The organism is Nocardia sp. NPDC003482 (assembly GCF_053588115.1).
In genome coordinates this window covers 393,542-419,576 of the sequence record NZ_JBSFPI010000004.1, presented here as the reverse complement: position 1 = coordinate 419,576, position 26,035 = coordinate 393,542, and the positions used below count along the sequence as shown (strand labels likewise).

Sequence of the window (26,035 nt, the reverse complement as noted above, 5' to 3'; positions counted from 1 at the left end):
CTTTATTCGAATCCGCACCCGTTGCAGGGCCCTGAAAGGGGTGCGGATTCGAATAAAGGGTGCGGCTGGGTTGGCGTACGGGGGGTGTGGTGAACGGGTTGGCTTCGGTGGGGGAGACGTTTCAGGAGACCGCGGCCTCGGGGCCGTTGGTGTTGGCGTTGGGGGTTTGTGTGTTGGCGGGGTTGGTGTCGTTCGCCTCGCCCTGTGTGGTGCCGTTGGTGCCGGGGTATCTGTCGTATCTGGCGGGGCTGGTGGGGGCCGAGGCGCCGCCGGTGACCGTGGCCGAGGCGCGGGGGAAGCGGGGGACGGTCGTCGAGCGGGCGGGGCGGGCCCGGGTCGCGGGGGCGGCGGGGCTGTTCGTGGCGGGGTTCACGGTGGTGTTCGTGCTGGCGTCGGTGACCGTGTTCGGGGTCATCCAGACGTTGAACGTGAATCGTGAACTGCTGCAACGGATCGGCGGGGTGGTGACCGTGCTGATGGGGCTCGTCTTCCTCGGACTGGTCCCGGCCTTGCAGCGCGACACCCGGATGCATCCGCGGCGGCTCACCGGAATCGTGGGCGCCCCGCTGCTCGGCGCGGTCTTCGCGCTCGGCTGGACGCCCTGCCTGGGGCCGACGCTCTCCGGCGTCATGGCCGTCTCCGCCGGAACCGAGGGCACCACCGCCGCGCGCGGGGTCGCCCTGATCGTCGCCTACTGCCTCGGACTCGGACTGCCGTTCGTGATCCTGGCCTTCGGCTCGGCCAGCGCGCTGCGGGGCGTGGGCTGGCTGCGCCGCAACTCCCGCACCATCCAGGTGATCGGGGGAATCCTGCTCGTCGCCGTCGGCATCGCACTGGTCACCGGGATGTGGGATCAGTTCGTCGGGTGGGTCCGCAATGTATTCGTCTCCCGAGTGACCCTGCCTATCTGACATGACCACGACCATGACCGCTCCCGATCGGCGTCCCGCCCGCCCGCCGCGCCAGCCGTTGCCGCGCCGCGCGCTCGCCCTGCTGCGCAACACCTGGCGCGGCCTGACCAGCATGCGCACCGCGCTGATGCTGCTGTTCCTGCTGGCGCTCGGCGCGATTCCGGGCGCGCTGCTGCCGCAACGCAGCCTCAACCCGCAGAAGGTCGATCGGTACATCGCCGACCGCGGCACGCTCGGTCCGCTGATGGACCGGCTGCAACTGTTCGACGTGTTCTCCAGCTTCTGGTTCACCGCGATCTACGTGCTGCTGTTCGTCTCGCTGGTCGGCTGCATCGTGCCGCGCGTGTTCGACCACTACCGCGCGCTGCGCACCCCGCCGGTCAAGGCGCCGCGCAACCTGTCCCGGCTCCCGCACCACGACTCGGTCGAGGTGGACGAGGCCCCGGCGGACGTGATCGCCCGTGCCCGAACGCGATTGCGCGGCTGGCGCGTGGTCGAGCGGTCGGACGGCGACGTCGTGACCCTCGCCGCCGAGAAGGGCTACCTGCGCGAACTCGGCAATATCGTCTTCCATCTGGCCCTGGTCGGACTGCTGGTGGCGATCGCGGTGGGCAAGCTGTTCGGCTACGAGGGCACGGTCATCGTGGTCGCCGACAACGGACCCGGCTTCTGCACCACCTCGACCGCGGCGTTCGACTCCTTCCGCGCGGGCCGCGTCAACGACGGCACCGGCCTGTCGCCACTGTGCGTGCGCGTCAAGGACTTCCGGGCCGACTACCTGCCCAACGGCCAGGCCGAGATGTTCACCGCGAACATCTCCTATCAGGCCGGGAACGATCTGGCCGCGAACACCTGGCGCGACACCACGATCCAGGTCAACCACCCGCTGCGCGTCGCCGGCGACCGCGTCTATCTCCAGGGCCACGGCTACGCCCCGACCTTCACCGTCACCTATCCCGACGGCCAGACCCGTACCGAAACCGTGCAGTGGCGTCCCGACGACGCGACGACCTTCCTGTCCAGCGGCGTCATGCGCTTCGACCCACCCGGCGGCATGTTCGCCACCGAGGAGGAGCGCCGCAAGCACCAGATCGCGATCGACGGCCTGTTCGCCCCGACCGCCCTGCTGCACGGCAACCTGCTGACCTCGTCCTATCCGGCGCTCACCGATCCGGCTGTCGCCGTGGACATCTACCGCGGCGAGACGGGCCTGGACACCGGCCGACCGCAATCGCTGTTCGCCCTCGATCCGGAGATGATCAAGCAGGACCGCCTGGTGAAACAGCAGCGGGTGAACCTGCGCCCGGGTGAGTCGGCCACCCTCGACGACGGCACCAAGGTGACCTTCGACGGCGCGAAACAGTTTGCGAACCTTCAGGTTTCGCACGATCCGGCACAGGGCTGGGTGCTCGCCTGCGCCCTCACCATGATGGCCGGACTCCTGGTCTCGCTCCTGGTGAAGCGCCGCCGCGTCTGGCTGCGGGCCTACCCCGACTCCCGCGAACCCGATGAACGACGTACCGTAGTAGAGATGGGCGGCCTGGCCCGCACCGACCAGGCCGGCTGGGGCGGCGAATTCGACCGCCTGCGCAAACGACTGCTGGGCGACTCGCAGAGCACGGGAGAGTGAGCATGCCGATCGACGAGACCCTCGCCGGGTACAGCAATCTGGCCTTCAAATCGTCGTGGGTCGTCTACGTCCTGGTCCTCGCACTGCTCATCGTGCAGTACTCCTCGGCCCGCACCACCCGGACCGACGCCCGCGAACTGGTCACCGCGGGCGGACCGGCGACCCCCGGCCGTATCGACCCCGCACCTACCCGTTCCACCGCGGAACGCTTCGGCAATATGGCCTTCGCGGTCCTGTTCGTGGGCATCGGCCTGCACCTGGCGTCGATCGTGTTGCGCGGCTTCGCGACTCACCGCTTCCCGCTCGGCAACATGTACGAGTTCATCGCCATGGCCACGGCCGCCGCGATGCTCACCGGCCTGGCCTTCATGCGCGAACGCCGCTACCGCTCGATGTGGGTCTTCCTGCTGGTCCCGGTGCTCATCCTGATGTTCCTGGCGGGCCAGGTCCTCTACGCCGAAGCGGCCCCGGTGGTTCCGGCCCTGAAGTCCTTCTGGCTCCCCATCCACGTCACGGTCGTGAGCACCGGCAGCGGCATCTTCCTCCTCTCGGGCGTCGCCAGCCTGCTGTTCCTGCTCCGCCTGCGCGAGCCGGAGGGCTCGGAGTCCCCGAACATCCTCGGCGCCATCGCCCGCCGCCTCCCCGACGCCCGCACCCTGGACCGCCTCGCCTACCGCACCACGATCATCGGCTTCCCCATCTTCGGCGCAGGCGTCATCCTCGGCGCCATCTGGGCGGAATCGGCCTGGGGGCGGTTCTGGGGCTGGGACCCGAAGGAGACGGTGTCGTTCATCGCCTGGGTGATCTACGCGGCGTATCTGCACGCGCGGGCCACCTCGGGGTGGCGGGAGACGAAGGCGGCGTGGATCAATATCGCTGGGTTCGTGGCTATGTTGTTCAATTTGTTCATTATCAATATCGTGGTGAGTGGGTTGCACAGCTACGCCGGGCTCAACTGACGCAATGGCGGCAGCGGGTGCCAGGTCACCGGTACCTCTCGCATGAGTAGGGCGGAGTCGAGTTCCGCGGTGCCCGCCGGGTAGCGGGTGCGGTCGTCGAAGACCGTGGAGTGGACCGAATCAATATCGAGTGGCTCGACATGCCATGCGTCCGTTCGGAGTTCGAGGGCGTCGAGGTGGCGGCCGTCGCGAGTGGCGGAGAAGCCGATCGAGCCGTGTTCGAAGAAGTCGGATGCCTGGGTCAGGTCGGGGAACAGGGCGCTGTCTCGGAAGCGGGTGGTGGTGTGGACGTCCACGGTGACGGCCATGGCTCGGTCCTGGCTGGTGAAGCCGACGTGCAGGGACTCCTCCGTCTCGCGGACGTCGAATCGGGCGTAGCTGTGTTCGCCCGGGAACAGGCGGCCGCCGGCGAGGGTATTGATGCGCGAACCGCTGTCGCGGCGGTCGATGTAGACGCCGGTCGACAGTCCTTCCGGCCCATCCCATTCCACCGCGATGCGATGGGCCGCGTTCTCGCTGCGCAGGCCGATCGAACCGGGAAGGGGCGCGGGGCGGAACCGTCCCAACCGGATCAAGCAGATGCCCGCGACCGCCCACCCGTCGACCAGACGGGGACGCAGGGGCCGGGGCACCGACCGCGCGGCGATCTCGGGGTCGACGCGGTAGTTCACCAGCAGGCGCCGCTCGACCACGCTGGACATTCTGGGCGGTCTCATAGTCGTCCTATCGGCTTTCCCGCGCGGGAGTTACCGGCTTGGGGCCTGTTTCCGGTGGGCCGCGGCCTCGTGCAGGGCCCGCCGCGCGGCGGCTATTGCCGGGTGATCAGCGGTGCCGCGGCGGTAGGCGAGGTGGGTGCGGCGGCGAATGGGAGTTGGGGTGAGGGTGACCGTCGTGGGGACGTCGTGGGTGGCGAGGTCGGGGACGAAGGCTACCCCCTGGCCCGCGGCCACCAGGGCGAGAACCGTGCCGAAATCGTCGGCGTGGTGGCGGATGCGAGGGGTGAAACCGGTTGCCTCGCAGGACCTTACGGTCATCCGGTGGCAGAGGGTGCCGGGGGTTCCGGCTATCCAGGAGGAATCGGCGTGGGCGGCAATCGGTTTCGAGTTCAGTGCGGCCAGGTGGACGGTTTCCTCCAGGAAAGGTTCGGTGTCCAAACCGGATTCGGGCTCGGCCGGGACATAGTCGTACTCCTGCAACAACGCCAAATCCAACACCGAGCTGCGCAGCGCGTCGGCGGCGTCGGCGGGATCCAGTTCGGAGACCATAAGTTCCAGGCCGGGATGTGCCGTGCTCAACATGACCAGGGCGGGGGAGAGGATGGTGCGGACGGCGGTGGGGAAGGCGCCGATGCGGAGCGTGCCGGTGAGTTCGGTTCGGGTGGCGGCCAATTCGGCGGTGGCTTGTTCGAGGGTGGCCAGGATGGTTTCGGTGTGGTCGACCAGGCGATGGGCGGCGGGGGGGAGGGTGACGGTGCGGCCGGTGCGGTGCAGGAGGGGGACGCCCGCCTCGCGTTCCAGGATCGTCAGCTGCTGGGAGACCGCGGACGGCGTGTAGGACAGGGCCTCGGCCACGGCGGCGATCGTGCGGCGGCGGGAGAGTTCGCGCAGCAGGCGGAGGCGGCGGACGTCGAGCATCGGCTCAGCTTAAGCTCGACGGCAGGAAGGCGAAATAGACGTAACGGGTCGTCTGGGCCACGCTGGGGTCATGACGTTCTCGGGTCTGTTCGTTCCCCTGATCACGCCCTTCACCGCGCGGGGCGAACTCGCGGCCGACGCGCTCGCGGCGCTCGCCTGCGAAGTCCTCGACGCGGGCGCGGCCGGACTCGTCGCGCTCGGCACCACCGGGGAACCGGCCACCCTCACCCCGGGCGAGCGGCGACGCGTCGTCGACATCCTCGCCACGGTGTGCGCGGAACGCCGGTCCCCCTTGATAATCGGGGCCGGGTCCAATGCCACCGCCGATTCGGTGCGGGATGTCGAACGACTCGATCCGCGGGCGGCGGCGGTCCTGGCGGTCGTCCCGTACTACACCCGTCCCTCGGAGGAGGGGATCGTCGCCCACTTCCGCGCGCTCGCCGCGGCCAGCCCGGCGCCGCTGCTGATCTACAACATCCCCTACCGCACCGGCCGCACCCTGAGCCTCGAAACCCTGTGCCGCCTGGCCGAACTCCCGAATATCGCCGGATTCAAACACGCCGTCGGCGGGATCGACGACACCACCGTCGCCTTCCTCGGCCGCACGCACACCGCCGTCCTCGCCGGTGACGACCTCTACGCCGCACCACTATTGGCCCTCGGCGCCAGCGGCGCGATTCTCGCAAGCGCCAATGTCCTACCTGAGTCATACGCCCGGCTCGTCTCGTCCTGGCGGGACGGACCATTCGACCGACCGCTGGCCCATCGCCTCGCGGCCCTCGCGGAAACCCTGTTCGCCGAACCGAATCCGGTCGTCGTCAAGGCCGTGCTCGCCGCCCGGGGCCGAATCCCCACCCCGGACGTCCGCATGCCGCTGCTCCCGGCGACCGATACCGCCGTCGCGCGAGCGCTGACCGCCCTCGAGGCGGTGCCCACCGCGATGTGATCCGGTGACCGAAATCCCCCGCGCTACAGTGAGCTGCACGTTCAACGCCGCGCGGGAACCCGCGCTGACCTTCGGGCCCAGCCTGCTCACCGCGCCGCGCGGGCTGGCCGTGTCGGCGGGACATCCACTGGCGCAACGGGATTCGGTCGACGCCGAGGAACTGGCCGAGTTCGAGACGATCATGCCGCCGCCGACGTTCCCGGAGTGGTTCGTCGACGCGTGGGCGCCGCCGGTCACGCCGTCGGGGCGGCCGATTCGCCGCCGGGCCGTGGTCGCCGATTGGAGCGTCGATCCGGCGGTGGACGCGGTGGTCCGCACGGGACTGATCCACATCGCGACGTCGCTCATGGTGGAGGGCCTGGTCCGCCCCGGGGTGGTGCTCGTCCCGGTGACCGGGCTACCGGACGCTCATCTGGTGCCGGTCCGGCGCGGCGCGGCCGATTCGGCCCTGGTCCGCCGCTTCGTGGACGTTGCCACGCGAAGCTGAGCGCGCCCTCAGCGCTCGGGTCCGGGATCGCCGTCCCGGTGCTGGCGCGAGATGCGCCAAAGGAATTCGGGATCGTCGTCGGGGCCGACGATGCGATTGCGGTGCGAGGAATTCCGACCGGCGCCGGAGCGGTGCGCAGTGCCCGGTCCGAACGCCTTCCAGCACAACACCGCGACGGCCACCACCGCGATGAGTGCCAACAGGTACGTCACGTCGCTCACCTCCTGCTATCGAGGGTAATCGGGTGGCGTACCTGCGGCACGACCTACGCGGAAATCGGGGTCAGACGCGCGTCGCCTCGGTGGTCAACGACTTCAACAGCTGCATCACCTCGGACTCGCGGAAGCGGCGGTGACCGCCGGGAGTGCGCAGCGAGCCCAGCCGCCCGGCGTGCGCCCAGCGGGTGACGGTCTTCGGATCGACATGGAACAGTGCCGCTACCTGGCCCGGGGTCAGGAGGGCCTCCTGGCCGTTGACGGAACCCAACGTGCGGCTCGCCGCGGTGATCGCAGTCATTCGCAAACCTTTCCGTAATCGACAGTCCCTCATCAGATAGCGACATCGTTGCACTGACACCCCCAGGTACTCGAACGATCTAACGTTGGTAAAGGGGAAGTAATAGACAAATCGGATATCCGTACGGCTTGGATTTGTCCGCTTGTGTCCGGACCAGCGAATATCCAGCGTCCCCTTCGGTGGCGATCCGGCAAATCGGGCGGATCGTCACCGCGGCAGGGCCGTCACTTAGGCTGGACGGGTGAGTGACGCATCCCGACCGGACGACGACGCCGCCCCCGAGACCGCCGTTTCGCCGGGTCGGCGGCTGGTGCGCAACCTGGTGCTGTACACCCTCGCCCGGCTGGCGCTGGTCGCGGTCCTCGCGGCCGTCATCGTCGCGGCGGCGCGTTTGCTGAACGTGGACATCCCGCTGATCGTCGCGCTGTTGTTCGCGCTCGTCGTCGCGATGCCGCTGTCGATGGTGCTGTTCAAGCGCCTGCGCGCGCGGGTCAACGAGGACATCGCCGCGGTCGACGAGAAGCGGCGCACCGACAAGGCCCGATTGCGGGCGCGCCTGCGCGGCGACGAGGCGGAGTGACCGCACCGCTCGCGCGCTGAGAACGCCTCGCGGGCAAGACATTCGGATCCCTCGTCGGGTGCACGCGTTCCTGTCGTGTCAATTTTCATTGACATAGCCCGCGCGTCAACGTAAATTGACGTCATGAGTGAAGCGACAACGCTGGCGGCCGCCGCCGGTAGCCCGGATCCCCAGATCGGGCTGCGCGCGGTGCTCGCACTGCGCCGGCTGCTCGAACGGCTCGAGGCGATCCAGGTGGCCAATGCCCGCACCCAGGGCTGGTCCTGGCAGGCGATCGCCGACGCCCTCGAGGTCAGCCGCCAGGCGGTCCACCAGAAGTACAACCGGAGAGGCGGGATCCGCTGATGTTCGAACGGTTCAGCAAGGCAGCGCGCTACGCGGTCGTGATCGCCCAGGAGGAGGCGCGTCAATTGCGTTCGGAGCGAATCGATGTCGAGCACCTGTTGCTCGGGGTCGCCGTGAGCCCCGACAAGGCGCTGCGAAAAACGCTGGCGGACAACGGGGTGACCGGTGAGCGGATCCGAGCCGCGCTGAGCGCCAGGCGGATCGGCGAACCGCTCGGCGAGGAGGACGCCGCCGCACTGCGTTCCATCGGCATCGACCTGGATCGGGTGCGCGAGAGCCTGGAGGCCACGTTCGGCGAGGACGCCCTCGAGCGCGCGGTGCCGGGCGAGGAAAGCCGTTGGGGCCGTCTGAGTTTGCGCGGCGGCCGGAACTTCGGCCACATCCCGTTCACCCGGGACGCGAAGAAGGCGCTGGAGCTGTCCCTGCGCGAGACGCTCGCGCGCGGCGACGACCGCATCGAGGCCGCGCACGTACTGCTCGGCATCCTGCGCGCGCCGAACCCCGCCACCCGCGACCTGCTCGGCGGCGACTCCGGCGTGCGCGCCCTGCGCGACGCGACGCACGGCCTGCTCGACGAGGCGGCCTGATTCGATGGGTTCGCCGCTAGGCTGGCGCCATGGTTGTCCTGCTACGCCTGGTCATCAACGCCGTCGCCATCTGGCTCGCCGCCGCGTGGAACGACAAGATCGACCTGATCAGTCCGGAACACGACGGCACCGGGGGCAAGATCGTCGTGCTGCTGGCCGTCGCGGTGGTCTTCGGCCTGGTCAACGCGCTGGTGAAGCCGATCGTGAAGCTGCTGTCGCTGCCGCTGGTCGTCCTCACGCTCGGGCTGTTCCTGTTGGTGATCAACGCGCTGATGCTGCTGCTGACCGCCAAGATCACCGAGACCACCGAATACGGCCTGCGGGTGCACGGGTTCTGGGCCGCGGTGGTCGGCAGCATCATCATCACCCTGGTGAACTGGGTGCTCGGCGTGCTGGTGCCGGACCGGGACGACTAGCCGAGCCCCAGCGCCAGCGCGGTCAGGATCGACCACAGCAGCATCGCCAGGCCGGTGTCGCGCAGCGACGGGATGAGTCCCGGACCCTGCTCGCCGCCGCGCACCGGGGCGTTCGAGCGGACGGCCAGCGGTACCGCCAGCAGTCCGGCGAGCGCCCACGGCGTGCGGGCCACCAGGGCCGCCGAGGCCACGAACGGCACCACCAGCAGCGCCAGATGCAGTGTGCGCGTACGCGTGTCGCCGAGCCGCACGGCCAGGGTGGTCTTGCCCGTCACCGCGTCGGTCGGGATGTCGCGCAGATTGTTGGTGACCAGCACCGCGCTGGAGAAGCAGCCGACCGCGACCGCGCCGACCAGTCCGGCCCAGTCCACCCGCTCGGCCTGGACGAATTCGGTGCCCAGCACGGCGACCAGGCCGAAGAACACGAATACCGCGATCTCACCGAAACCGCTGTAGCCGTAGGGCTTTCGGCCGCCGGTGTAGAACCAGGCGCCCGCCAGGCAGGCCAGCCCGACCAGCAGCAGCCACCACGCCGTGGTGAACACGAGCACCAGCCCGACCACCGCGGCCACGCTCAGGCTCGCCACGGCCGCCCCGCGCACGGCCTCGGGACTCGCCACGCCCGAACCCACCAGGCGCAGCGGGCCGACCCGCTCGTCGTCGGTGCCGCGGATGCCGTCGGAGTAGTCGTTGGCGTAGTTCACGCCCACGATCAGCGCGAGCGAGACCACCAGGCTCAGCAGGGCCTTCCACCACACCGCCCCGCCCAGCGACGCGGCCGCGCCGGTGCCCACCAGGATCGGGGCGACGGCGTTGGGGAGGGTGCGGGGGCGGGCTCCTTCGAGCCACTGTGCTGCGCTTGCCATGTCCGGGAGCCTAATCCGCGCTCAGGACTCGGCAACCGTCCGCAGCCGCGCCAGGCCCTTCTCGAAATCGCGGCCGATCATCGAATCCATCGGGATGACCTTGGCCAGCAGGCTCGTCACCGCGTTGCGTTCGCCGCTCATCCGCCAGCTCACCCGCGTGCCGCCGTCGGCGGGGGTCAGGTCGAAGCGCACGCGGTTGGTCGCGCGCCACGGCTTCTCGAAGATCAGGCGGACGTCGACGGTGTCGTCGGTCACGCCGGTGATCTCCATGCTGCCGCGCCCGGCCTTGCGATTGCCGTCCCAGGCGTAGGTCGCGCCGACGCCGGAGTCCGGCCCGGAGAAGGTGCGCCGCATCCCCGGATCGAGTTCCTCCCAGGGCGACCACTCCTGCCAGCGGTGGAAGTCCAGCAGCTGGGCGCGGATGGTGGCGGGATCGGCCGCGATGACGGTCTCCCGCGTGATTTCGAATTCGGCCATAGCGGGAGCGTAGGCGAACAATGGTGATCGGCGGGCGGTACCACGCGCGCCCGGAATTCGGTGGACGACTCACATACGATGGCAGCAGCATGCCTCCTGATCACGGCGGGTTCCCCAGCGCCGCCACCACAGCCGCCGACAGCGCGGCGGACCCCGTGCCGATCGCGGTGCTCGGGGAGGTCGCGGTGCGCCGCGGCGGCGAACTGGTCCCCGTGCCGGGCGCGCGGGCGCGGGTGTTGGTGGCCGCGCTGGCCGCCCATCCCGGCCGCAGCCGCAGCGCGCAGTCGCTCATCGACGACGTCTGGGGTGAGCAGCCGCCGCGGGCGCCGATGAACGCGCTGCACACCCAGGTCTCGCGGCTGCGCGCGGTATTGCCGGACGGGGCGCTCGAGATCGGCCCGGCGGGGTATCGGCTCGCGCTGGGCGAGGACGACGTCGATCTGACCCGTGCCCGCGCGCTGGAACGCCGGGCCCGCGAATCCCATGCCGCCGGAAGCCATTTCGACTGCCTGCACCTGATCGCGCGGGCGCGGTCGCTGTGGCGGGGCGAGCCCGGCGCGGATCTGCCGCCCGGCCCGGTCGCCGACGAACTGGCGGAGCTGGCCGCCACCCGCTGGCGCGCCCTGGACGAACTGGAGCTGGCGGCGCGCGAGGCCGCGGGGGACATCGCCGGTGCGGTGACCATCGCGCGACAGGTGGCGGCCGCGGCACCGCTGGACGAACCCGCCCACGCCACGCTGATGCGGTTGCTGGCCGCCGACGGCCGCGGGAACGAGGCGCTGGAGATCTTCGCCGGGGTGCGCGGCCGGTTGGCCGCCGAACTCGGCGCGGATCCGGGACCGGCGCTGGTGGCGCTGAACACGGCCATCCTGCGCGGTGATCCGATCGCCCCCGCCCGCACGCCGACGCCCCCGCAGCGGGTCGCCTCGGCCCAGCACGCCGTCGAACCGGACGGTCCCGCGCACGACCACCTCGTCTCGGCTATCGGCCTGCGCGCCGCGCCGAATCCGCTGCTCGGCCGCGATATCGATCTCGCCGCGCTGGAACGGCTGGTGCGCACGAGCCGGGTCACCACGGTGCTGGGCCCGGGCGGCGCGGGCAAGACGCGGGTCGCCAACGAACTGGGCGCGCGGGTGGCGCGCGAACTACCGGTGGTCCTGGTCGAATTGGCCTCGGTGCGAGCCGATCCCGCCAACGCCCGCCCCGAGATCGAGGGCGCGATCAGCGCGACGCTGGGCGTGAGCGAGGTCAGCCGCGATCCGACCGCACTGCGGCCCGGCCAGCGGCTCGACATCCGGCGGCGGCTGCGCGACGCGCTGTCGGCCCGGCCGATGCTGCTGATCCTCGACAACTGCGAACATCTCGTCGACGCGGCCGCGGAGGTGGTCGCGGATCTGGTCGGCGCCTGCGACCGGCTGACGGTGCTGACCACCAGCCGGGCGCCGCTGGCGATCATGGCCGAGACGGTATATCCGTTGCCGCCCTTGGCGATCGACGCGCACGGTTCGCCCGCGACCGAGCTGTTCGCGGCCCGCGCGCGGGCGGTGCGGCCCTCGGTCCGCCTCGATCCCGAGACCGTCGCGCGGCTGTGTCACACCCTCGACGGGCTGCCGCTGGCCATCGAACTGGCCGCGGCCCGGGTGCGGACCATGAGCGTGGAGGACATCGAGGCCCGGCTGCACCGTCGATTCGCGTTGCTGCGCAGCGGGGATCGCAGTTCACCCGAGCGGCATCGCACCCTGCACGCGGTGATCGAGTGGAGCTGGAATCTGCTCGACGAACCGCAGCGGATCGCACTGCGCCGATTGTGCCGATTCCCGGCCGGATTCACGCTGACCGCCGCGGAGATCGTCGCGGGCGGCGACGACGTGGTGGATGTGGCGGGCGCGGTCGACGGGCTGGTGACCCAGTCGTTGCTGTCGGTCATCGAGACCGACGACGGCGGCACCCGCTACCGGATGCTGGAGACCGTGCGCGAATTCGGCGATGAGCGGCTCACCGCCGCCGACGAGAGCGCCCTGGTCACCCGCGAGATGAACCGCTGGGCAGAGCATTTCGTCCTCGAACTCGACGACTTGCACCGGGCGGGGGAGCAGGTCCGCGCGGTGCTGACGCTCGGGGCCGAACAGGACAACCTGGCGGCGGTACTGCGGGCCGGGCTCGAAAACCGGGACGCCGCAACGGTTTACCTGGTGTTCCCGGTGCTGGGCATCCTCTGGGTGATGCGCGGCGCGCATCTCGAGCTGGAGAGCTGGGGGCGGCGCGTGCTGCACGTCGCGCCCCCGCCGCCCGGCGCCGACCGGTTCCGGACCGATCTACAGGTCTACGCCCAGGCGCTGATCGGCACGCACGTCGTCTTCGGCGGCTACGAGGCGCGGCCCATCGCGGTATTGCGGACGCGCACGCGGCGGGTGCTGCGGTCGGGCGCGCCGATGTCGCCGCTGGCGCGGTTCGTCGCCGAGATGGTGTGCATCCGGCCCACCGCGGCCGCGCTGTGGCGCGCGCTGGCGGCCGCCACCCGTTCGGAGCACCGCGAGATCCGTTGGGCCGCTTTGCTGTTCCGCGCGAACATGGCCGAGAACTCCAGCGACGTGATCGGGTCGATGCGCGATTCGACGCGGGCCATGGCCGAGATCGATCGGGGTGACGTCTGGGGCACGGCCATGCTGTGCCAGCATCTCGGCCAGCTCGCCGCGCAGACCGGGCGCTACGTCGACTCGGTCGACTATTACCGCCGCGCGGTGGAGGGGCTGCATCGGCTGGGCTCCTACGACGAGAGCGTCGAGATGCGCAGTTATCTGGCGCTCTCGCTGGTCGGCATCGGTGATCTCGCGCAGGCGCGCCGCGAATTGGAAACGGCGGCGGGCTTTGTCGACGGGGCCGCCGGGCCGGACGATCCGGTGACCCGGCCCAACCACCGGCTCGCGGCCGTGCGGATGGGCTGGGGTGAGCTGGCCCTCGCGGAGGGCGATGTGGCGGTGGGGCTGCGGCGGGCGCGGGCGACGCTGGAGCTGTTCGCGTGGCCGCAGTACCTGCAGGGCCCGGGGCCGGGCGATATCATCGCCGCCGCGTCGGTGCTCGACGCGCATATCCTGTACGACGGCCTGGACGCGGTGCCGACGCTGCCGCTGGAACTGATCGACGTGGCCGCGGATCGGCTGGGGCAGTTCATGGATCTGCCGCAGATCGGCTCGGTCGCCAACGCCGTCGGCTCGTATCTGGCCGCCACGCAACGGCTTCCGGAGACCGCGCGGGAACTGCTCATTCTCGCCGAGAAGGTCCTCGCCCGCGAGGACACCCCCTCCATGCTGCTGTCCCGCCACCGGGAACGGCACGCCGCGCTGATGACCGACGACGCCACGGCTCGGCTGCGCCGCGAGGCCGCGCGGATCGGACGCCGCACGGCGGCCAAGCGAATCATGCTGGCGCTGAAGGACATCGCGCGCGAACTGCGCGCATGAGGACGCCCACCCACCGCGAGATGCGGCGGGCGGGCGTCGGGCGATCATCTCAGGCGCGGCGCATGTAGGCGCGGATGGCCAGCGGGGCGAAGATCACGATGATCCCGGCCGAGCCGATCAGGCACCAGGCGATATTGGCGCTGTAGAGATTCTGATTCATCAGTTCGCGGCAGGCGTTGACCATGTAGTAGATCGGGTTGATCTTGTTGAAGCCCTGCAACCAGCCCGGCATGGTGCCCACGGAGACGAAGGCGCCGGACACGAAGGTCAGCGGGAACATGATCATCATCGAGATGCCCTGCACGGTGGCCGCGCTCTTGCCGGTGACCCCGACCAGGGCCCAGATCCAGCTGACCGCGAACGAGCAGACGATCACGAGCAGAGCCGCGACCACCACACCCGCCACGCCGCCCGCGGGGCGGTAGCCGAGGATGATGCCCACCGTGATGGTGAGGATCGTGGCCAGCCCGTAGCGGACCATATCCGCGATCAGCGCCCCGGCCAGGGCCGAGATGCGGGCGATGGGCAGGGATTTGAACCGGTCGAAGACGCCCTTGTCCATATCCTCGCGCAGCTGGGTGCCGGTGACGACCGAGGTCAGCACCACGGTCTGCACCAGGATGCCCGGAATCAGCAGGGGCAGATAGCCTTTCACCCCGCCACCGCCGCCGAGGGCGCCGCCGAAGATGTAGGCGAACAGCGCGGTGAACAGGATCGGCTGGATGGTGACGTCGAACAGCTGTTCCGGATTGTGCTTGATCTTGAGAATGCCGCGGTAGGCCATGGTCAGCGAGTTCGCGACGGTCTGGCGCAACCCGATGTGGTTGCCGACCTCGGGAATCGCGGGCCGGGCGGCGTGCCGCGCGGTGGCGGTGGGTGCGGTGAGAGTGGTCATGCCGCACTCCTTTCGGTGTCGTCGTCGTTCTGGTCCTCGGCGCCGTGTCCGGTGAGGGCGAAGAAGACCTCGTCCAGGCTCGGCTTGCTGACGGTGATCTCGTCCACGCGAATGTCGTTGTCGCGCAGGCGAATCAGGAGATCCGCGGTCACGCCCGGATCGTCGAGCGGGGCGGTCACGCGGCCCGCCTCCGGGGTGATGGCGGCCTCGACGGGCTTTCCGCCGGCGCGGGAGAGGAAGTCGCCGATGAGCGTGCGGGCCTGTTCGATGTAGCTCGGGTCCGCCAGGGTGACCTGTAGGGCCGACACGCCCACCGACGCCTTGAGTTCGTCGGAGGTGCCGTCGGCGATGACCTTGCCGCGGTCGATCACCGCGATGCGGTCGGCCAGCTGATCGGCCTCGTCCAGGTACTGGGTGGTGAGCAGGACGGTCGCGCCCTCGCGGACCAGCCGCCGGATGGTCTCCCACATCTGCGCGCGGGTGCGCGGGTCCAGGCCGGTGGTCGGCTCGTCGAGGAACAGCAGCGGCGGGGTCGCGATCAGGCTGGCGGCCAGGTCGAGCCGTCGCCGCATACCGCCGGAGAAGTTCTCCAGGGCCTTGTTCGCGGCCTCGGTCAGACCGAATTCCTCCAGCAGTTCCTGGGCCCGGCGGCGCGCCTCGGTGCGGCCGAGTCCGAGCAGGCGGGAGAAGATGATCAGGTTCTCGGTGGCCGACAGCTTCTCGTCCACGGAGGCGTACTGCCCCGTGACCCCGATCAGCTGCCGGACCGCGGTGGGCTCGGCCTGCACGTCGTGACCGAAGATGCGGGCGCGGCCCCCGTCCGGTCGCAGCAGGGTGGCGAGCATGCGGATGGTGGTGGTCTTCCCGGCTCCGTTCGGCCCGAGCACGCCGTACACCGCGCCCTGCGGCACCGTCAGGCTCACGCCGTCCACGGCCCGTTGCTCCCCGAAGACCTTGACCAGCCCCTCCGCCTCGATGGCGAGTGTGTCAGCAGGTGCGTAAGAAGTCATGCTCCTACTGTCGGGGGGCGACCTTGCACGACCCTTGCACGCGTATTGCAGGGCGGCGCAAGGGGCTCTTGCGCCGCCCTTGCCGCGGTCAGTGCGCCGATTCGGCGAGCAGGTGGTCCCGCAGCCTGGCGCGGTCCGGCTTGCCCGGTCCGCGCATCGGGACCTCGTCGATGAGGGCGAGTTCGCGGGGGGCGGCGATCGGGTCGAGTTCGGCGGTCACGTGCTCGCGGAGGTCGTCGAGGGTCGGGGTCGCGCCGGGCGCGGGAACGACGGCGACGGCCACGCGCTGGCCCAGGCGCTCGTCGGGGAGGCCGAGCACCACGACCTCGGTCACCGCCGGGTGGGTGGCGAGGACGGCCTCGACCACCTGGGGGATGACCAGCAGGCCGCCGGTGGTGATGGCCTCGTCGAGGCGGCCGGTGATGCGCAGCCGCCCGTTCTCGAAGGTTCCGGCGTCGTCGGTGCGGAACCAGCCGGGTTCGGCGAACGCGGGGTGGTCGGGGAGGCCGCGGTAGCCCTTGGCGAGCATGTCGCCGCCGAGCAGGACCCGGCCGTCCTCGATGCGGACCCGCGCGCCGCGCAGCGGTTCGCCCTCGTAGACGCAGCCGCCGCAGGTCTCGCTCATGCCGTAGGTGCGCACGACGTTGATTCCGGCGGCCCGTGCGCGTTCCAGGACGGGCGCGGGCGTGGCCGCGCCGCCGACCAGCACGGCGTCGAGTTCGGTGAGCGCCTCGGCGCTGACCGGTTCGTCGAGGGCCTTGATCAACTGGGTGGGCACCAGCGAGGTGTAGCGCCGAGGTCCGCGCATCGCGCCGATGGCCGTGGCCAGCCCGCCGGGCAGGAAGCCGTCGGTCACGTCGAGGACCACCGGGTCGGTTCCGGCGAGGATGCTGCGCATCAGCACCTGCAATCCGGCGATGTGATGGGTCGGCAACGCCAGCAACCACTGTCCGGGCCCGCCGAGCCGCTCGTGGGTGGCGTCGCCGCTGGCCCGCAGCGCCGACGAGGTGAGCATCGCGCCCTTCGGCACGCCGGTCGTGCCGGAGGTGGTGACCACCAGGGCCACGTCGTCCTCGATCGGCTCGCCCGGGCCCAGGGCGCTCGACAGGCGATGGGTTTCGCGGCGGTCACCCGTCGGCACCGGCAGCCACGCCGGACCGTTGCCGTCCAACGCTTCCCTCAGATGCGGCATGACATCTCCCACCGCGGCACCGGTGGGAATGGGAAGGGTCCGCAGGGTACTGCTCACGTTCGCGATCGTGTCATGTCGAAGCCGGCAACCCGCGCACGGGTCCGTCCTCCCTTCGGATGTCGGGGAATCGGGATCATTCGGACGTCGGTGTCGCCAGCGGCCACCCTCCGGCTGCGAGCCGGGAGGCCACCCGAGCGATATCGTCCCCGCCGGGATGTTCCTTGGCAACTCGGGCGATGGCCGCCGAGATCTCCGCGTGGTCGATCTCGTCGACGCCGTCGCGCTCGCGCACGAGTTCCTCCACGATCATCCGCACCTCGTAGTCGGTGAGGCGGCGGTGCAGCACCGCGAGCAGCGCCACATAGTCCGATTGCGGAACGCCCTGGGGATACCCGGCTTTCAGCCACGCGAGCACCTTGGCCAGCACCGACGGCGAGCCTCGATCTTCGGTCACGGCGGATCCTCACTGTCCGAACAGATGTATGCCGAGCCGGGCGGCCAGAAAGGCCTTGGCCACGAACAACACTCCCGCCACGACCGCGGCGAGCACCACGGCGTAGCACACCGCGGCGATCGCGGTGGCCGAGCGTCGTCGCACGGCCGAATCACCCGTACCCTCCTCGGGTACCCCCGCGCGGGACTGGAAACGCACGCCCAGCGCGAACAGCGCGGGCAGCCCGGCCCCGAAGACGAGCGCGGCGAGGGTGACCCGGCCGAGTTCGCGCAGGTCGACGAGTACGGTCTGCATCAGCGGTGCTCCGTCCGCTCCGGTTCGGTCAGGACAGCAGGCGGCTTCGCGGGCGGGGGCGGGACCCACTCGTCGTTGACATTGCCCGGATGCACCGGCGCGCGCCGCGAGCGCAGATACATCCACCCGGCCAGCGCGAGCAGCACCGCGAACACCACCAGCACACCCGGGAAGCCGCCGATCCCGTGCGCCAACGCCCAGCAGATCGCGCCGACCAGCCCGGACAGCGGCAGCGTGAGCACCCACGCGACGACCATGCGCCCCAGCACGTTCCAGCGCACCTCCGCGCCCGGCCGCCCGAGGCCCGTGCCGAGGATCGCGCCCGTCACCGTCTGCGTGGTCGACAGCGGCAGCCCGAAGTGGGCGGAGGTGAGAATGATGGCGGCACTGGTCGATTCGGCCGCCAAACCCTGCGGCGGGGTGATGTCGACCAGACCCTTGCCCAGGGTGCGGATGATCCGCCAGCCGCCGAGCGCGGTCCCGGCCGCGATGGCCACCGCGCAGGCCACGATCACCCACAGCGGCAGCGCATCGCCCGCGCCGCGCGAGCCGTAGGCGATCAGGGCCAGGAAGATGATGCCCATCGTCTTCTGCGCGTCGTTGGTGCCGTGCGCGAGCGAGACCAGCGAGGCCGACCCGATCTGTCCCCAGCGGAAGCCGCGGTCCACCACGCGCTGTTCGCTGCCGCGGGTCAGCCGGTACACCAGCCAGGTGCCGATCGAGGCGACCAGCGCGGCCACCACGGGCGCGAGCACCGCGGGCACCACGATCTTGGTCAGCACGCCCTTCTGCCCGGCCGACCAGATCACCCCGTTCCAGCCCAGTGCGGCGATGGTCGCGCCGATCAGGCCGCCGAACAGGGCGTGCGAGGAACTGGACGGCAGGCCCAGCAGCCAGGTCACCAGATTCCACAGGATGCCGCCGACGAGGCCCGCGAACACGATCTCGAGCAGTTCGGCCCCGCTCACCTCGTCCAGGCGCACGATGCCCTCGGCGACGGTGGCCGCGACCTCGACGCTGAGGAACGCGCCGATCAGATTGAGCGTGCCCGACAGCAGGACCGCGGTCCGCGGACCGAGCGCGCCGGTCGCGATGGAGGTGGCCATCGCGTTGGCCGTGTCGTGGAAGCCGTTGGTGAAGTCGAAGACCAGTGCGGTGACGACGACGATGAGCAGAACCAGGAGTTCGGCGGTCACCTCTCCAGTGTGCGTTATCGACCCGCGAATATAACTGCCTGTTTGCCAACGTGCCCGAAAATGGTTCGCCTAGCGGGTGTCCCGGCGCAGCGGATGATCGCCGGGCACCTCGACCAACACGATCGGCACCCCGTCCGGATCCCGCAGCCACGTCTCGATCAATCCCCACGGCTCGCGCACCGGGCCGCGCTCGATCGCGATCCCGCTCAGCGCGAGCCGCGCCGCCGCGTCGCTCGCGTCCCGGACCTGCAACCACAACGCGCCCGCGAACCCCGTGGGCGCGTCCGCCCCCCGCCCGTGCCCGGCGACCTCGATCAGCGACTGCCCGGCGTAGAAGACCGTGCCGCCGGGATACTCCCGCGCGATCGCCAACCCCAGCCCGTCCCGATAGAACGCCAGTGTTCGCTCGTAGTCCGCCGGGCGGAGGATGACCCGGCTGCTGAGAATGTCCACACCCTCAGAAGTACCAGGGGAACGGCGACCAATCCGGCTTTCGCTTCTCGAGGAAGGAGTCGCGTCCCTCCACGGCCTCGTCGGTCATGTAGGCCAGGCGGGTGGCCTCCCCGGCGAACAGTTGCTGGCCGACCAGACCGTCGTCGGCGAGGTTGAACGCGTATTTCAGCATGCGCTGGGCCTGGGGGGACTTGGCCAGGATGTCGGCGGTCCACTCCAGGGCCTCGTCCTCGAGCCGGTCGTGGTCGACGACGGCGTTCACCGCGCCCATCCGGTGCATCTCCTCGGCCGAGTACGGGCGGCCGAGGAAGAAGATCTCGCGAGCGAACTTCTGGCCGACCAGTTTCGCCAGATACGCGCTGCCGTAACCGCCGTCGAAGCTGCCCACATCGGCGTCGGTCTGCTTGAACCGCGCGTGCTCGCGGCTGGCCAGGGTCAGGTCGCAGACGACGTGCAGGCTGTGCCCGCCCCCGGCCGCCCAGCCGTTCACCAGCGCGATGACCACCTTGGGCATGAACCGGATCAGCCGCTGCACCTCGAGGATGTGCAGCCGCCCGGCGCGCGCCCTGTCCACGGTGTCGGCGGTCTCCCCGCTCGCGTACTGATAGCCGCTGCGCCCGCGGATCCGCTGATCGCCGCCCGAGCAGAACGCCCACCCGCCGTCCTTGGGACTGGGCCCGTTACCGGTCAACAGCACCGCGCCCACGTCCGGCGTCATCCGCGCGTGGTCGAGCGCGCGGTACAGCTCGTCGACGGTGTGCGGGCGGAAGGCGTTGCGCACCTCGGGCCGATCGAACGCCACCCGCACGGTGCCCTGCTCGATGTGCCGGTGGTAGGTGATGTCGGTCAGGTTCTCGAACCCGGCCACGGGTTCCCACAACTTCGGATTGAACGTCACGAGAGCCATCCTGACAGCCGCCGAGCGCGCAGCCTCCGGCTCCTCGGGCCCCTCGACCGGGCGCGCTGCCCGGTCGATTACCCCACAGTTGCGTTGGACGCCGTAAGAAGTCGGGCTAACGTGCTGGTATGAGCGAGCGAGTGGAACCGGTTATAGACCGGAGCGCGATCGACGAGGATCGGTACGAGAAGCACGGCGGATTCCCGAAGATCGCCGAGGCGGATCCGGGCCCCAATTTCGGGCCGTTCGTCGAGGCCATGCGGACCCTCCAGGATCTGGCCGTCTCCGCCGACTGCCCGGACGAGGTGTTCGGGGCGGCGCTGGACAAGGCGCGCGAACTCATCGATCTGCTCGAGCCCTATCGGGCCCCCGAATTGCACAGTCCCGCCGGGCGGGTCGTGACCCTGCCGGGGCGCGGCAGTCTGCTCATGCCGCCGTGGGTCACCGTCGAGGCGGGACCGACGGGCGTGCGGATGCGCGGGGAGTTCCGCCGCTATCACCTCGGCGGCAACAGCGCGGTGCACGGCGGCGTGTTGCCGCTGCTGTTCGACGATCTGTTCGGCTCGCTCGTGCACTATGCCGGTCGTCCGATCAGTCGCACCGCCTTCCTGCATGTCAACTACCGCAAGGTGACTCCGCTCGAGACTCCGCTCGTGGTAGAGGGCACCGTGGACCGGATCGAGGGGCGCAAGACATTCGTAAGCGCAAGGCTCCGAGACGAATCCGAAACGCTGCTCGCCGATTGTGAAGGGCTCATGGTGCAACTGCTGCCCTGGCAGCCTTAGCGGGTTGCGGGAGTGTGCCTGGTTCGTCCGGTGCGTATAGTGGCGTGCGCTCGCTCATCGAAAACTATCCGGAGGAACCTGAAAGTGGTTGCTGCACTGTCTGAATCCCTGCTCGATGATGCCAAGCGCCCGGCCTTCATCGCCGACGCTCAGCAGGTTCTGGACGCGGAGGTGTCGGACAAGGGTGGCGCGTCCGGCCTCGCCGTGAAGGGTGCCTACGCCGCGGCGAAGAAGGTCAGCCCGACCATCGTGTCGGACGCGCTGGAATCGTTCGTGCCCAAGTTCGTCGAGCGCCTCGAGCCCTACTGGGCCGAGTACCAGGCCGGCGGTAGCGGTCGGTTCGCCGACCTGCTGGTGTCCAAGCAGGACGAGGTTGCCGAATCGCTGCTCGCGGTGACCGACGCCCGTGCCGAGGCCTCCTCGCGTCCGGCCCTGAAGAAGGCGTACTCCGCGGTGCGCGGTTCGGCGAAAAAGCATGTCGTCGAGGCGCTTCCGCGAGTCGGCGATCTCATCGAGAAGCACGCGGGCTGATCCGGGCTCGGCGGGCGCCCGCCCGCCGAGACCAGCCGTGGGCCGCGCTCAGCCCTGAGCCCTGCCCACCCGCCAATATCCGGTGAAGCAGATATCGGCCTTCGGGACGCCGCGGTCGGCAGCCAGGTGCCGCCGCACGCCCGAGGCGAGTCGCTGCTCACCGGCGACGAAGCCGTACACGCCCCCTTCGGGCAGCGCGGCATCGCGGACCGCCGCCAGTGCGACGCTGCCGACGGCGGCGGTCGGATCGCTGCGCACCAGCCAATTCACTTGCACGCCTTCGGGTTCGCCCAGGTCCTGCGCGTCGTCGGGGTGGACGATCTCGACATAGGCGGACCCGCGCAGATCCCGCGGCGCCGACCGCAGGATGCCCGCGATCGCGGGCAGCGCGCTCTCGTCGCCGACCAGCAGCGAATACGAACAATGCTGCGGCACTTGGTACATGATGCCCTCGTCGAGCAGTCCGACCCGCTCGCCCGGCGTCACCCCGCCGGCCCACTCGCAGGCGGGCGTCTCGCCGCCGTGCATGGCGAAATCGATGTCCAGCTCGCCCGTTTCGCCGAATTCCCCCGCACCCGCCGGGCGCCACGCGCGCACCGTGTAGTTGCGCACCACGGGCCGATGATCCTTGCCCATCATCAGATATTGGGCGTACCAGAGGTTGCTCGCCGCGCTCGGCAGCCGAAGTCCGTCCCGGCCCGGCAGGAACAGCCGGAACCACTGGTCGTAACCCATCGGGATGAACCCGGCGAGCCCCGGGCCGCCGAGCGTGACGCGGACGAAATTCGGACCGATCCGCTTGCTCGCCAGCACCTCGGCGGTGAGTATCTCCCGCTGCTCGGGCTTGACGTATTTGTGCGCTTCGCCATGGACGTTAGGTTAGCGCAACCTAACTCCCTCGACATCGTGTGAGCGAGTCGACTGCCCCGATCCGACGGTGGTCTGACAGTCTGGGGTGGTGAATCCATCGACTGCACAGGCGCAGGTCGTCGTCGACGAGCTCGTGCGCGGCGGGGTGCGCGAGGTCGTGCTGTGCCCCGGTTCGCGCAACGCGCCGCTGGCCTTCGCGTTGCAGGCCGCCGACGCGGCGGGCCGGTTGCGGCTGCACATGCGCGTCGATGAGCGCACCGCCGGATTCCTCGCGATCGGGCTGGCCGTGTCGAGCGGGCATCCGGTGCCGGTCGTGATGACGTCCGGGACCGCGGTGGCCAATCTGGGCCCGGCGGTGCTGGAGGCGAACTACGCCCGGCAGCCGCTGATCGTGCTGAGCGCCAACCGGCCCTACGAGATGCTGGGCAGCGGCGCCAACCAGACGGTGGAGCAGTTCGGGCTGTTCGGCAGTCAGGTGCGCGCGGCCATCAGCCTCGGGCTGGCCGAGCGGGAGGACGGTTACCGGCGGCAGAACAGCGTGTGGCGGGCGGCGGTGTGCCGAGTCTTGGCTGCGGCGCGCGGCACCCGCTCGGGGAACGCCGGTCCGGTGCAGTTCGACATCCCGTTGCGCGAGCCGCTCGTGCCCGACGCGCACGAGGGCGAGTCGTTCCCCGTCGGTCGTGAGGGCGGAAAGCCTTGGACCGCAACGCAATACGCGACCCTCGACGTCCCGCTAGACATCGATCTGACGCCCGATACCGTGGTGATCTCCGGACACGGCGCGGGATATCGCCCGGAGCTGGCCGCGCTGCCGACGGTCGCCGAGCCGACCGCGCCCATGCCCGGGCCCGCGCTGCATCCGATGGCGTTGCCGCTGCTGCGGCCCCGGCAGGCGATCATCACCGGGCGGCCGACCCTGCACCGGCAGGTGTCGAAGGTGTTGTCCGATCCGGAGATCACGGTGTTCGCGCTGACCACCGGTCCGCGCTGGCCGGATGTCTCGGGCAATGTGGTCGGCACCGGCACCCGCGCGGTCACCGCCGGTGCGCCGAGCGCGAGCTGGCTCGAGCGGTGCCGCGCGCTGGACGCCATGGCGCGGCGGGTGATGCGCGACGAGCTGGCCCGGCATCCCAAACCGACGGGGTTGCACGTGGCCGCGGTGGTGACCGACGCGCTGCGCGAGGGCGATCAGTTGTTGCTGGGCGCGTCGAATCCGGTGCGGGACGCGGCACTGGTCTCGTATCCGCGGCCGGGGATCAAGGTGGTGTCCAATCGCGGCGTCGCGGGGATCGATGGCACGGTGTCGACGGCGGTCGGTGCGGCGCTGAGTCATTCGGGCCGCACGGTCGCGCTCATCGGCGATCTCACCTTCCTGCACGACGCGTCCGGGCTGCTGATCGGTCCGGGGGAGCCGCGGCCGGAGGATCTGACCATCGTGGTCGCCAATGACGACGGCGGCGGCATCTTCGAACTGCTCGAGCAGGGCGATCCGCAGTACGCGGGGGTGTTCGAGCGCGTGTTCGGCACTCCGCACGGCATGGATCTGGCCGCGTTGTGCGCGGCGTATCGGGTTCCGCACCGGCAGGTGGATCCGGCCGAACTCGCGCTCGAATTGTCCCGTCCCGCACACGGAATCCGCGTGCTCGAGGTCGCCACCGAACGGTCCGGTCTGCGGGAGTTGCACGCGGCCGTGAAGGCGGGGATCACCGCCGGGGGTTAGTACTCCGGTTCGGTGTCCGGGTACTCGTCGTCGAGGGGAACCTCGCGGGACTGCTCGAAGACGTCGGCCTCGGGGGCCTCCAGCGCGGGTTCCGGGGGGAGGGCGAGGTCGTCGCCGTCGTCGTCGGGGTCGGCGGGGACGGCCTGTTCCACATAGTCGGCTTCGGGAACGGCGTCGACGATCGGGTCGGTCATCGGGTGCTCCTTTCGCTGCTCGGCCGTGGGCCGGTAGTACCCCGGCTGGTGTCGAGCATGCGCGCCCAGCGCCGACCTGGCAACCGTCGTGTCGATCGTGTCACTCGTCCGGCAGCGGACCCGGATCGGCCGGATACTCCACGAGCGCCAGTGTGCGCCCGGCCATGAACCGCGCGGTGCGCACCGCGGTTCCGGTCCGCGTCACCTCGCTGACCTCGACCACGCCCCGCGCGATCCGGATCTCGACCCGCCGCCCCGCGCGCGTGGCGGCCACCTCGTAACTGCGCGAGCCGTCGCCGGTGTCGACGACGATCTCCACTCGATCGCCCTTCATCAACCAATTCTCCCCGGTACCAGGGGTTTTCGCTGCTAACAAGTGGGTTTCGGGATTCCGGTGTACGTACGGGCCGATGAATTCTCCCGGCCCGAGTCGTCTCGTCACACATGTTCGATCTGGAACCCGCGGCCACCGAACTGGAATCGGTACTCGCCGCCATCACCGACGACCAACTCGACGCGACCACCCCCTGCGACGGCATCTCGGTGCGCGCCCTCCTGGCCCACGTCGAAATGCTCACCGAGGCATTCCGCCAGGCGGCCACGAAGGAATCCGTCGGCCGCTCCCGGGCCCCCCGGGTGGGCGACGACGACACGCCCCTGTCCCCCGACTGGCGAACCCTGATCCCGGCACGTCTGAAGGCCCTAGCGGCCGCCTGGCGTGACCCCGCCGCCTGGCAGGGCGACACCGAAGCGGGCGGCGTCACCATGCCCGCCGAACCCATGGCCAAGGTCGCCCTCAACGAACTCGTCGTCCACGCCTGGGACCTCGCCACCGCCACCGGCACCCCCTACCACCCCACCCCCACCGACATCACCCTCCTCCTCGACTTCCTCGCCGACACCCCCGCCGAAGGCGTCCCCGGCATGTTCGCCCCCGTCGTCCCCCTCCCACCCACCGCCCCACCCCTGGCCCAACTCCTCGCCCGCACCGGCCGAAACCCGAACTGACCCCAGGCCCACGAACCCAGCCGCACCCCTTATTCGGATCCGCACCCGTTGTATAGCTCTGCAAGGGGTGCGGATTCGAATAAAGGGTGCGGCTGGGTTCGTGCGCCTGGGGTCAGGTGTAGAGGCCCAGGAGGGCGGCTTGGTGGGCGGAATGGGCTGCGGTGGTGGCGGATTGGGGGGTTATGGGGTCGCCGGTGGTTAGGAGGTTGTAGTAGAGGGGGGCGGAGACTGCTTTGAGGAGGGTTCGGGGGTTGGTTTCGGGGGGGATTTCGGCTCGGGATTTGGCTCGTTCCACGCAGGGGGTCCATTCGGTGAGGCGGGTGTCGTAGAAGTGGCGTAGGGCTCGGGCGGCCTCTTCGTCGCAGGTGGCGGCGGCTATGAGGGATTTGAAGAGGGGGCCTTGGCGGGGGTGGGTGAGGGTTTCGGCGACCAGGGTCGCGTTGGCCAGCAGGTCGCCGAGGAGGGTGCCGGTGTCGGCGTGGGGGAGGGAGGTTTCGGCCATGTCGGTGAGGATGTCGGCGACCAGGCCCGCGGGAGTGCGCCAGCGGCGGTAGACGGTGGTCTTGCCGACGCCCGCGCGGGTGGCGACCTCGGTGAGGTCGAGGTGGGCGAAGCCGCGTTCGACGAGCAGGTCGCCCCCGGCGCGCAGGACGGCCTCGCGGACGCGGGCGGTGCGGCCGCCGGGGCGGAGTGAGCCGGGCCTCTCATCGGTCATAACGG

General features: G+C 70.2%; 32 protein-coding genes. 14 read left to right on the top strand and 18 right to left on the bottom strand.

Going from position 1 to position 26,035, the window contains the following annotated elements:
- The first annotated feature begins 89 nt into the window (after positions 1-89).
- Genes ACWDSJ_RS09090 through ccsB form a run of 3 tightly spaced genes read left to right on the top strand, consistent with a single transcriptional unit; the run spans position 90 to position 3,500 of the window.
- Entirely contained in the window at positions 90-911 is an 822-nt protein-coding gene (locus ACWDSJ_RS09090) for a cytochrome c biogenesis CcdA family protein (protein WP_387359482.1), read from the top strand.
- A gap of 1 nt (position 912) precedes the next feature.
- Complete coding sequence (gene resB / locus ACWDSJ_RS09085) at positions 913-2,541, top strand: cytochrome c biogenesis protein ResB (protein ID WP_450030415.1); 1,629 nt, start codon at positions 913-915, stop codon at positions 2,539-2,541.
- Positions 2,542-2,543: 2 nt separating this feature from the next.
- Positions 2,544-3,500 (top strand): c-type cytochrome biogenesis protein CcsB, encoded by a 957-nt coding sequence (ccsB, locus tag ACWDSJ_RS09080; protein WP_450030413.1) that lies wholly within the window; start codon positions 2,544-2,546, stop codon positions 3,498-3,500.
- Here the strand turns inward: ccsB and ACWDSJ_RS09075 are convergent.
- Both ACWDSJ_RS09075 and ACWDSJ_RS09070 read right to left on the bottom strand, forming a co-directional pair.
- Complete coding sequence (locus tag ACWDSJ_RS09075) at positions 3,482-4,192, bottom strand: DUF2071 domain-containing protein (RefSeq protein ID WP_450030411.1); 711 nt, start codon at positions 4,190-4,192, stop codon at positions 3,482-3,484. The genes ccsB and ACWDSJ_RS09075 overlap by 19 nt on opposite strands.
- Before the next feature lie 54 nt (positions 4,193-4,246).
- Entirely contained in the window at positions 4,247-5,134 is an 888-nt protein-coding gene (locus tag ACWDSJ_RS09070) for a LysR substrate-binding domain-containing protein (protein WP_450030409.1), read from the bottom strand.
- Positions 5,135-5,204: 70 nt separating this feature from the next.
- Between ACWDSJ_RS09070 and dapA the strand changes: the two genes are divergently transcribed.
- Together dapA and ACWDSJ_RS09060 are read left to right on the top strand one after the other, a co-directional pair.
- On the top strand, positions 5,205-6,080 hold the full coding sequence (gene dapA / locus ACWDSJ_RS09065) for a 4-hydroxy-tetrahydrodipicolinate synthase (RefSeq protein ID WP_450030408.1): 876 nt from the start codon (positions 5,205-5,207) through the stop codon (positions 6,078-6,080).
- A gap of 4 nt (positions 6,081-6,084) precedes the next feature.
- Positions 6,085-6,567, top strand: coding sequence for a LysR substrate-binding domain-containing protein (locus tag ACWDSJ_RS09060; RefSeq protein WP_450030406.1), 483 nt, complete (start codon positions 6,085-6,087; stop codon positions 6,565-6,567).
- A gap of 8 nt (positions 6,568-6,575) precedes the next feature.
- Here the strand turns inward: ACWDSJ_RS09060 and ACWDSJ_RS09055 are convergent, their stop codons facing one another.
- Both ACWDSJ_RS09055 and ACWDSJ_RS09050 read right to left on the bottom strand, forming a co-directional pair.
- A complete protein-coding gene (locus tag ACWDSJ_RS09055) occupies positions 6,576-6,779 on the bottom strand; it encodes a hypothetical protein (RefSeq protein WP_450030404.1) in 204 nt (67 codons plus the stop codon).
- Positions 6,780-6,849: 70 nt separating this feature from the next.
- Positions 6,850-7,083 (bottom strand): BldC family transcriptional regulator, encoded by a 234-nt coding sequence (locus ACWDSJ_RS09050; protein WP_062513434.1) that lies wholly within the window; start codon positions 7,081-7,083, stop codon positions 6,850-6,852.
- A gap of 241 nt (positions 7,084-7,324) precedes the next feature.
- On the opposite strand from ACWDSJ_RS09050, the gene ACWDSJ_RS09045 reads away from it, so the two are divergent.
- From ACWDSJ_RS09045 to ACWDSJ_RS09030, 4 genes are all read left to right on the top strand, one after another.
- Positions 7,325-7,663 carry a DUF4229 domain-containing protein gene (locus ACWDSJ_RS09045; RefSeq protein ID WP_450030401.1) on the top strand — a complete coding sequence of 113 codons (339 nt, stop codon included), beginning with the start codon at positions 7,325-7,327 and terminating at the stop codon, positions 7,661-7,663.
- A gap of 123 nt (positions 7,664-7,786) precedes the next feature.
- Positions 7,787-8,008 carry a helix-turn-helix domain-containing protein gene (locus ACWDSJ_RS09040; protein WP_387359501.1) on the top strand — a complete coding sequence of 74 codons (222 nt, stop codon included), beginning with the start codon at positions 7,787-7,789 and terminating at the stop codon, positions 8,006-8,008.
- Positions 8,008-8,595 (top strand): Clp protease N-terminal domain-containing protein, encoded by a 588-nt coding sequence (locus ACWDSJ_RS09035; RefSeq protein ID WP_450030399.1) that lies wholly within the window; start codon positions 8,008-8,010, stop codon positions 8,593-8,595. The genes ACWDSJ_RS09040 and ACWDSJ_RS09035 overlap by 1 nt, the downstream gene beginning before the upstream one ends.
- A gap of 29 nt (positions 8,596-8,624) precedes the next feature.
- The gene (locus ACWDSJ_RS09030) at positions 8,625-9,011 is read left to right on the top strand and encodes a phage holin family protein (RefSeq protein ID WP_387359505.1); all 387 of its coding nucleotides are present in this window, start codon (positions 8,625-8,627) and stop codon (positions 9,009-9,011) included.
- Here the strand turns inward: ACWDSJ_RS09030 and ACWDSJ_RS09025 are convergent.
- Together ACWDSJ_RS09025 and ACWDSJ_RS09020 are read right to left on the bottom strand one after the other, a co-directional pair.
- Positions 9,008-9,877, bottom strand: coding sequence for a 1,4-dihydroxy-2-naphthoate polyprenyltransferase (locus ACWDSJ_RS09025; RefSeq protein WP_450030397.1), 870 nt, complete (start codon positions 9,875-9,877; stop codon positions 9,008-9,010). The genes ACWDSJ_RS09030 and ACWDSJ_RS09025 overlap by 4 nt on opposite strands.
- A gap of 21 nt (positions 9,878-9,898) precedes the next feature.
- Positions 9,899-10,354, bottom strand: coding sequence for an SRPBCC family protein (locus ACWDSJ_RS09020; RefSeq protein ID WP_450030395.1), 456 nt, complete (start codon positions 10,352-10,354; stop codon positions 9,899-9,901).
- An 89-nt stretch (positions 10,355-10,443) separates the two neighbouring features.
- On the opposite strand from ACWDSJ_RS09020, the gene ACWDSJ_RS09015 reads away from it, so the two are divergent.
- Positions 10,444-13,815: an AfsR/SARP family transcriptional regulator gene (locus ACWDSJ_RS09015; RefSeq protein ID WP_450030393.1), complete on the top strand. Its 3,372-nt coding sequence runs from the start codon at positions 10,444-10,446 to the stop codon at positions 13,813-13,815.
- A gap of 49 nt (positions 13,816-13,864) precedes the next feature.
- On the opposite strand, the gene ACWDSJ_RS09010 is transcribed toward ACWDSJ_RS09015, so the two are convergent.
- The 8 genes from ACWDSJ_RS09010 to ACWDSJ_RS08975 all read right to left on the bottom strand — a co-directional run bounded on the left by ACWDSJ_RS09010 (position 13,865) and on the right by ACWDSJ_RS08975 (position 20,207).
- Positions 13,865-14,710, bottom strand: coding sequence for an ABC transporter permease (locus tag ACWDSJ_RS09010; RefSeq protein ID WP_450030391.1), 846 nt, complete (start codon positions 14,708-14,710; stop codon positions 13,865-13,867).
- Positions 14,707-15,720 (bottom strand): ATP-binding cassette domain-containing protein, encoded by a 1,014-nt coding sequence (locus tag ACWDSJ_RS09005; protein WP_387359515.1) that lies wholly within the window; start codon positions 15,718-15,720, stop codon positions 14,707-14,709. The genes ACWDSJ_RS09010 and ACWDSJ_RS09005 overlap by 4 nt, the downstream gene beginning before the upstream one ends.
- A gap of 88 nt (positions 15,721-15,808) precedes the next feature.
- Positions 15,809-16,912 (bottom strand): o-succinylbenzoate--CoA ligase, encoded by a 1,104-nt coding sequence (gene menE, locus ACWDSJ_RS09000; protein WP_450030433.1) that lies wholly within the window; start codon positions 16,910-16,912, stop codon positions 15,809-15,811.
- Between the two features lie 133 nt (positions 16,913-17,045).
- The gene (locus ACWDSJ_RS08995; RefSeq protein ID WP_387359517.1) at positions 17,046-17,366 is read right to left on the bottom strand and encodes a DUF3349 domain-containing protein; all 321 of its coding nucleotides are present in this window, start codon (positions 17,364-17,366) and stop codon (positions 17,046-17,048) included.
- Between the two features lie 9 nt (positions 17,367-17,375).
- On the bottom strand, positions 17,376-17,660 hold the full coding sequence (locus ACWDSJ_RS08990; RefSeq protein ID WP_450030388.1) for a hypothetical protein: 285 nt from the start codon (positions 17,658-17,660) through the stop codon (positions 17,376-17,378).
- Positions 17,660-18,856: an anion permease gene (locus tag ACWDSJ_RS08985; protein WP_450030386.1), complete on the bottom strand. Its 1,197-nt coding sequence runs from the start codon at positions 18,854-18,856 to the stop codon at positions 17,660-17,662. Before ACWDSJ_RS08985 ends, ACWDSJ_RS08990 begins: the two co-directional genes overlap by 1 nt.
- A gap of 69 nt (positions 18,857-18,925) precedes the next feature.
- Positions 18,926-19,309, bottom strand: coding sequence for a VOC family protein (locus tag ACWDSJ_RS08980; RefSeq protein ID WP_387359523.1), 384 nt, complete (start codon positions 19,307-19,309; stop codon positions 18,926-18,928).
- A 4-nt stretch (positions 19,310-19,313) separates the two neighbouring features.
- Positions 19,314-20,207: a 1,4-dihydroxy-2-naphthoyl-CoA synthase gene (locus ACWDSJ_RS08975; RefSeq protein ID WP_450030384.1), complete on the bottom strand. Its 894-nt coding sequence runs from the start codon at positions 20,205-20,207 to the stop codon at positions 19,314-19,316.
- 128 nt (positions 20,208-20,335) lie between these two features.
- On the opposite strand from ACWDSJ_RS08975, the gene ACWDSJ_RS08970 reads away from it, so the two are divergent.
- Both ACWDSJ_RS08970 and ACWDSJ_RS08965 read left to right on the top strand, forming a co-directional pair.
- Positions 20,336-20,992: a PaaI family thioesterase gene (locus ACWDSJ_RS08970; protein WP_450030382.1), complete on the top strand. Its 657-nt coding sequence runs from the start codon at positions 20,336-20,338 to the stop codon at positions 20,990-20,992.
- Positions 20,993-21,076: 84 nt separating this feature from the next.
- Entirely contained in the window at positions 21,077-21,523 is a 447-nt protein-coding gene (locus ACWDSJ_RS08965) for a DUF6918 family protein (RefSeq protein ID WP_387359529.1), read from the top strand.
- A 48-nt stretch (positions 21,524-21,571) separates the two neighbouring features.
- Here ACWDSJ_RS08965 and ACWDSJ_RS08960 read toward each other — a convergent pair whose 3' ends face one another.
- Positions 21,572-22,336, bottom strand: coding sequence for a siderophore-interacting protein (locus ACWDSJ_RS08960; protein ID WP_450030380.1), 765 nt, complete (start codon positions 22,334-22,336; stop codon positions 21,572-21,574).
- A 145-nt stretch (positions 22,337-22,481) separates the two neighbouring features.
- On the opposite strand from ACWDSJ_RS08960, the gene menD reads away from it, so the two are divergent.
- Positions 22,482-24,113 (top strand): 2-succinyl-5-enolpyruvyl-6-hydroxy-3-cyclohexene-1-carboxylic-acid synthase, encoded by a 1,632-nt coding sequence (gene menD, locus ACWDSJ_RS08955; RefSeq protein ID WP_450030378.1) that lies wholly within the window; start codon positions 22,482-22,484, stop codon positions 24,111-24,113.
- On the opposite strand, the gene ACWDSJ_RS08950 is transcribed toward menD, so the two are convergent.
- Together ACWDSJ_RS08950 and ACWDSJ_RS08945 are read right to left on the bottom strand one after the other, a co-directional pair.
- Positions 24,110-24,307 carry a hypothetical protein gene (locus ACWDSJ_RS08950; RefSeq protein WP_450030377.1) on the bottom strand — a complete coding sequence of 66 codons (198 nt, stop codon included), beginning with the start codon at positions 24,305-24,307 and terminating at the stop codon, positions 24,110-24,112. The two genes, menD and ACWDSJ_RS08950, sit on opposite strands and share 4 nt — an antisense overlap.
- A gap of 100 nt (positions 24,308-24,407) precedes the next feature.
- Positions 24,408-24,641 carry a hypothetical protein gene (locus tag ACWDSJ_RS08945; protein ID WP_387359537.1) on the bottom strand — a complete coding sequence of 78 codons (234 nt, stop codon included), beginning with the start codon at positions 24,639-24,641 and terminating at the stop codon, positions 24,408-24,410.
- Positions 24,642-24,751: 110 nt separating this feature from the next.
- Between ACWDSJ_RS08945 and ACWDSJ_RS08940 the strand changes: the two genes are divergently transcribed.
- Positions 24,752-25,315: a TIGR03086 family metal-binding protein gene (locus ACWDSJ_RS08940; protein WP_450030375.1), complete on the top strand. Its 564-nt coding sequence runs from the start codon at positions 24,752-24,754 to the stop codon at positions 25,313-25,315.
- A 112-nt stretch (positions 25,316-25,427) separates the two neighbouring features.
- Here the strand turns inward: ACWDSJ_RS08940 and ACWDSJ_RS08935 are convergent, their stop codons facing one another.
- The gene (locus tag ACWDSJ_RS08935) at positions 25,428-26,030 is read right to left on the bottom strand and encodes a TetR/AcrR family transcriptional regulator (protein WP_450030373.1); all 603 of its coding nucleotides are present in this window, start codon (positions 26,028-26,030) and stop codon (positions 25,428-25,430) included.
- Between the last annotated feature and the right edge of the window lie 5 nt (positions 26,031-26,035).

Bases quoted from the DNA above. Each gene is read 5' to 3' on its own strand.
- ccsB (WP_450030413.1), top strand. From the start codon at position 2,544: ATGCCGATCGACGAGACCCTCGCCGGGTACAGCAATCTGGCCTTCAAA.
- ACWDSJ_RS09020 (WP_450030395.1), bottom strand. From the start codon at position 10,354: ATGGCCGAATTCGAAATCACGCGGGAGACCGTCATCGCGGCCGATCCC.
- ACWDSJ_RS08940 (WP_450030375.1), top strand. From the start codon at position 24,752: ATGTTCGATCTGGAACCCGCGGCCACCGAACTGGAATCGGTACTCGCC.
- resB (WP_450030415.1), top strand. From the start codon at position 913: ATGACCACGACCATGACCGCTCCCGATCGGCGTCCCGCCCGCCCGCCG.
- ACWDSJ_RS09025 (WP_450030397.1), bottom strand. From the start codon at position 9,877: ATGGCAAGCGCAGCACAGTGGCTCGAAGGAGCCCGCCCCCGCACCCTC.
- ACWDSJ_RS09035 (WP_450030399.1), top strand. From the start codon at position 8,008: ATGTTCGAACGGTTCAGCAAGGCAGCGCGCTACGCGGTCGTGATCGCC.
- ACWDSJ_RS08990 (WP_450030388.1), bottom strand. From the start codon at position 17,660: ATGCAGACCGTACTCGTCGACCTGCGCGAACTCGGCCGGGTCACCCTC.
- ACWDSJ_RS09070 (WP_450030409.1), bottom strand. From the start codon at position 5,134: ATGCTCGACGTCCGCCGCCTCCGCCTGCTGCGCGAACTCTCCCGCCGC.
- ACWDSJ_RS09040 (WP_387359501.1), top strand. From the start codon at position 7,787: ATGAGTGAAGCGACAACGCTGGCGGCCGCCGCCGGTAGCCCGGATCCC.
- ACWDSJ_RS09050 (WP_062513434.1), bottom strand. From the start codon at position 7,083: ATGACTGCGATCACCGCGGCGAGCCGCACGTTGGGTTCCGTCAACGGC.
- ACWDSJ_RS08950 (WP_450030377.1), bottom strand. From the start codon at position 24,307: ATGACCGACCCGATCGTCGACGCCGTTCCCGAAGCCGACTATGTGGAA.
- ACWDSJ_RS09030 (WP_387359505.1), top strand. From the start codon at position 8,625: ATGGTTGTCCTGCTACGCCTGGTCATCAACGCCGTCGCCATCTGGCTC.
- ACWDSJ_RS08970 (WP_450030382.1), top strand. From the start codon at position 20,336: ATGAGCGAGCGAGTGGAACCGGTTATAGACCGGAGCGCGATCGACGAG.
- ACWDSJ_RS08935 (WP_450030373.1), bottom strand. From the start codon at position 26,030: ATGACCGATGAGAGGCCCGGCTCACTCCGCCCCGGCGGCCGCACCGCC.
- ACWDSJ_RS09010 (WP_450030391.1), bottom strand. From the start codon at position 14,710: ATGACCACTCTCACCGCACCCACCGCCACCGCGCGGCACGCCGCCCGG.
- ACWDSJ_RS09005 (WP_387359515.1), bottom strand. From the start codon at position 15,720: ATGACTTCTTACGCACCTGCTGACACACTCGCCATCGAGGCGGAGGGG.
- dapA (WP_450030408.1), top strand. From the start codon at position 5,205: ATGACGTTCTCGGGTCTGTTCGTTCCCCTGATCACGCCCTTCACCGCG.
- ACWDSJ_RS08945 (WP_387359537.1), bottom strand. From the start codon at position 24,641: ATGAAGGGCGATCGAGTGGAGATCGTCGTCGACACCGGCGACGGCTCG.
- menE (WP_450030433.1), bottom strand. From the start codon at position 16,912: ATGCCGCATCTGAGGGAAGCGTTGGACGGCAACGGTCCGGCGTGGCTG.
- ACWDSJ_RS09015 (WP_450030393.1), top strand. From the start codon at position 10,444: ATGCCTCCTGATCACGGCGGGTTCCCCAGCGCCGCCACCACAGCCGCC.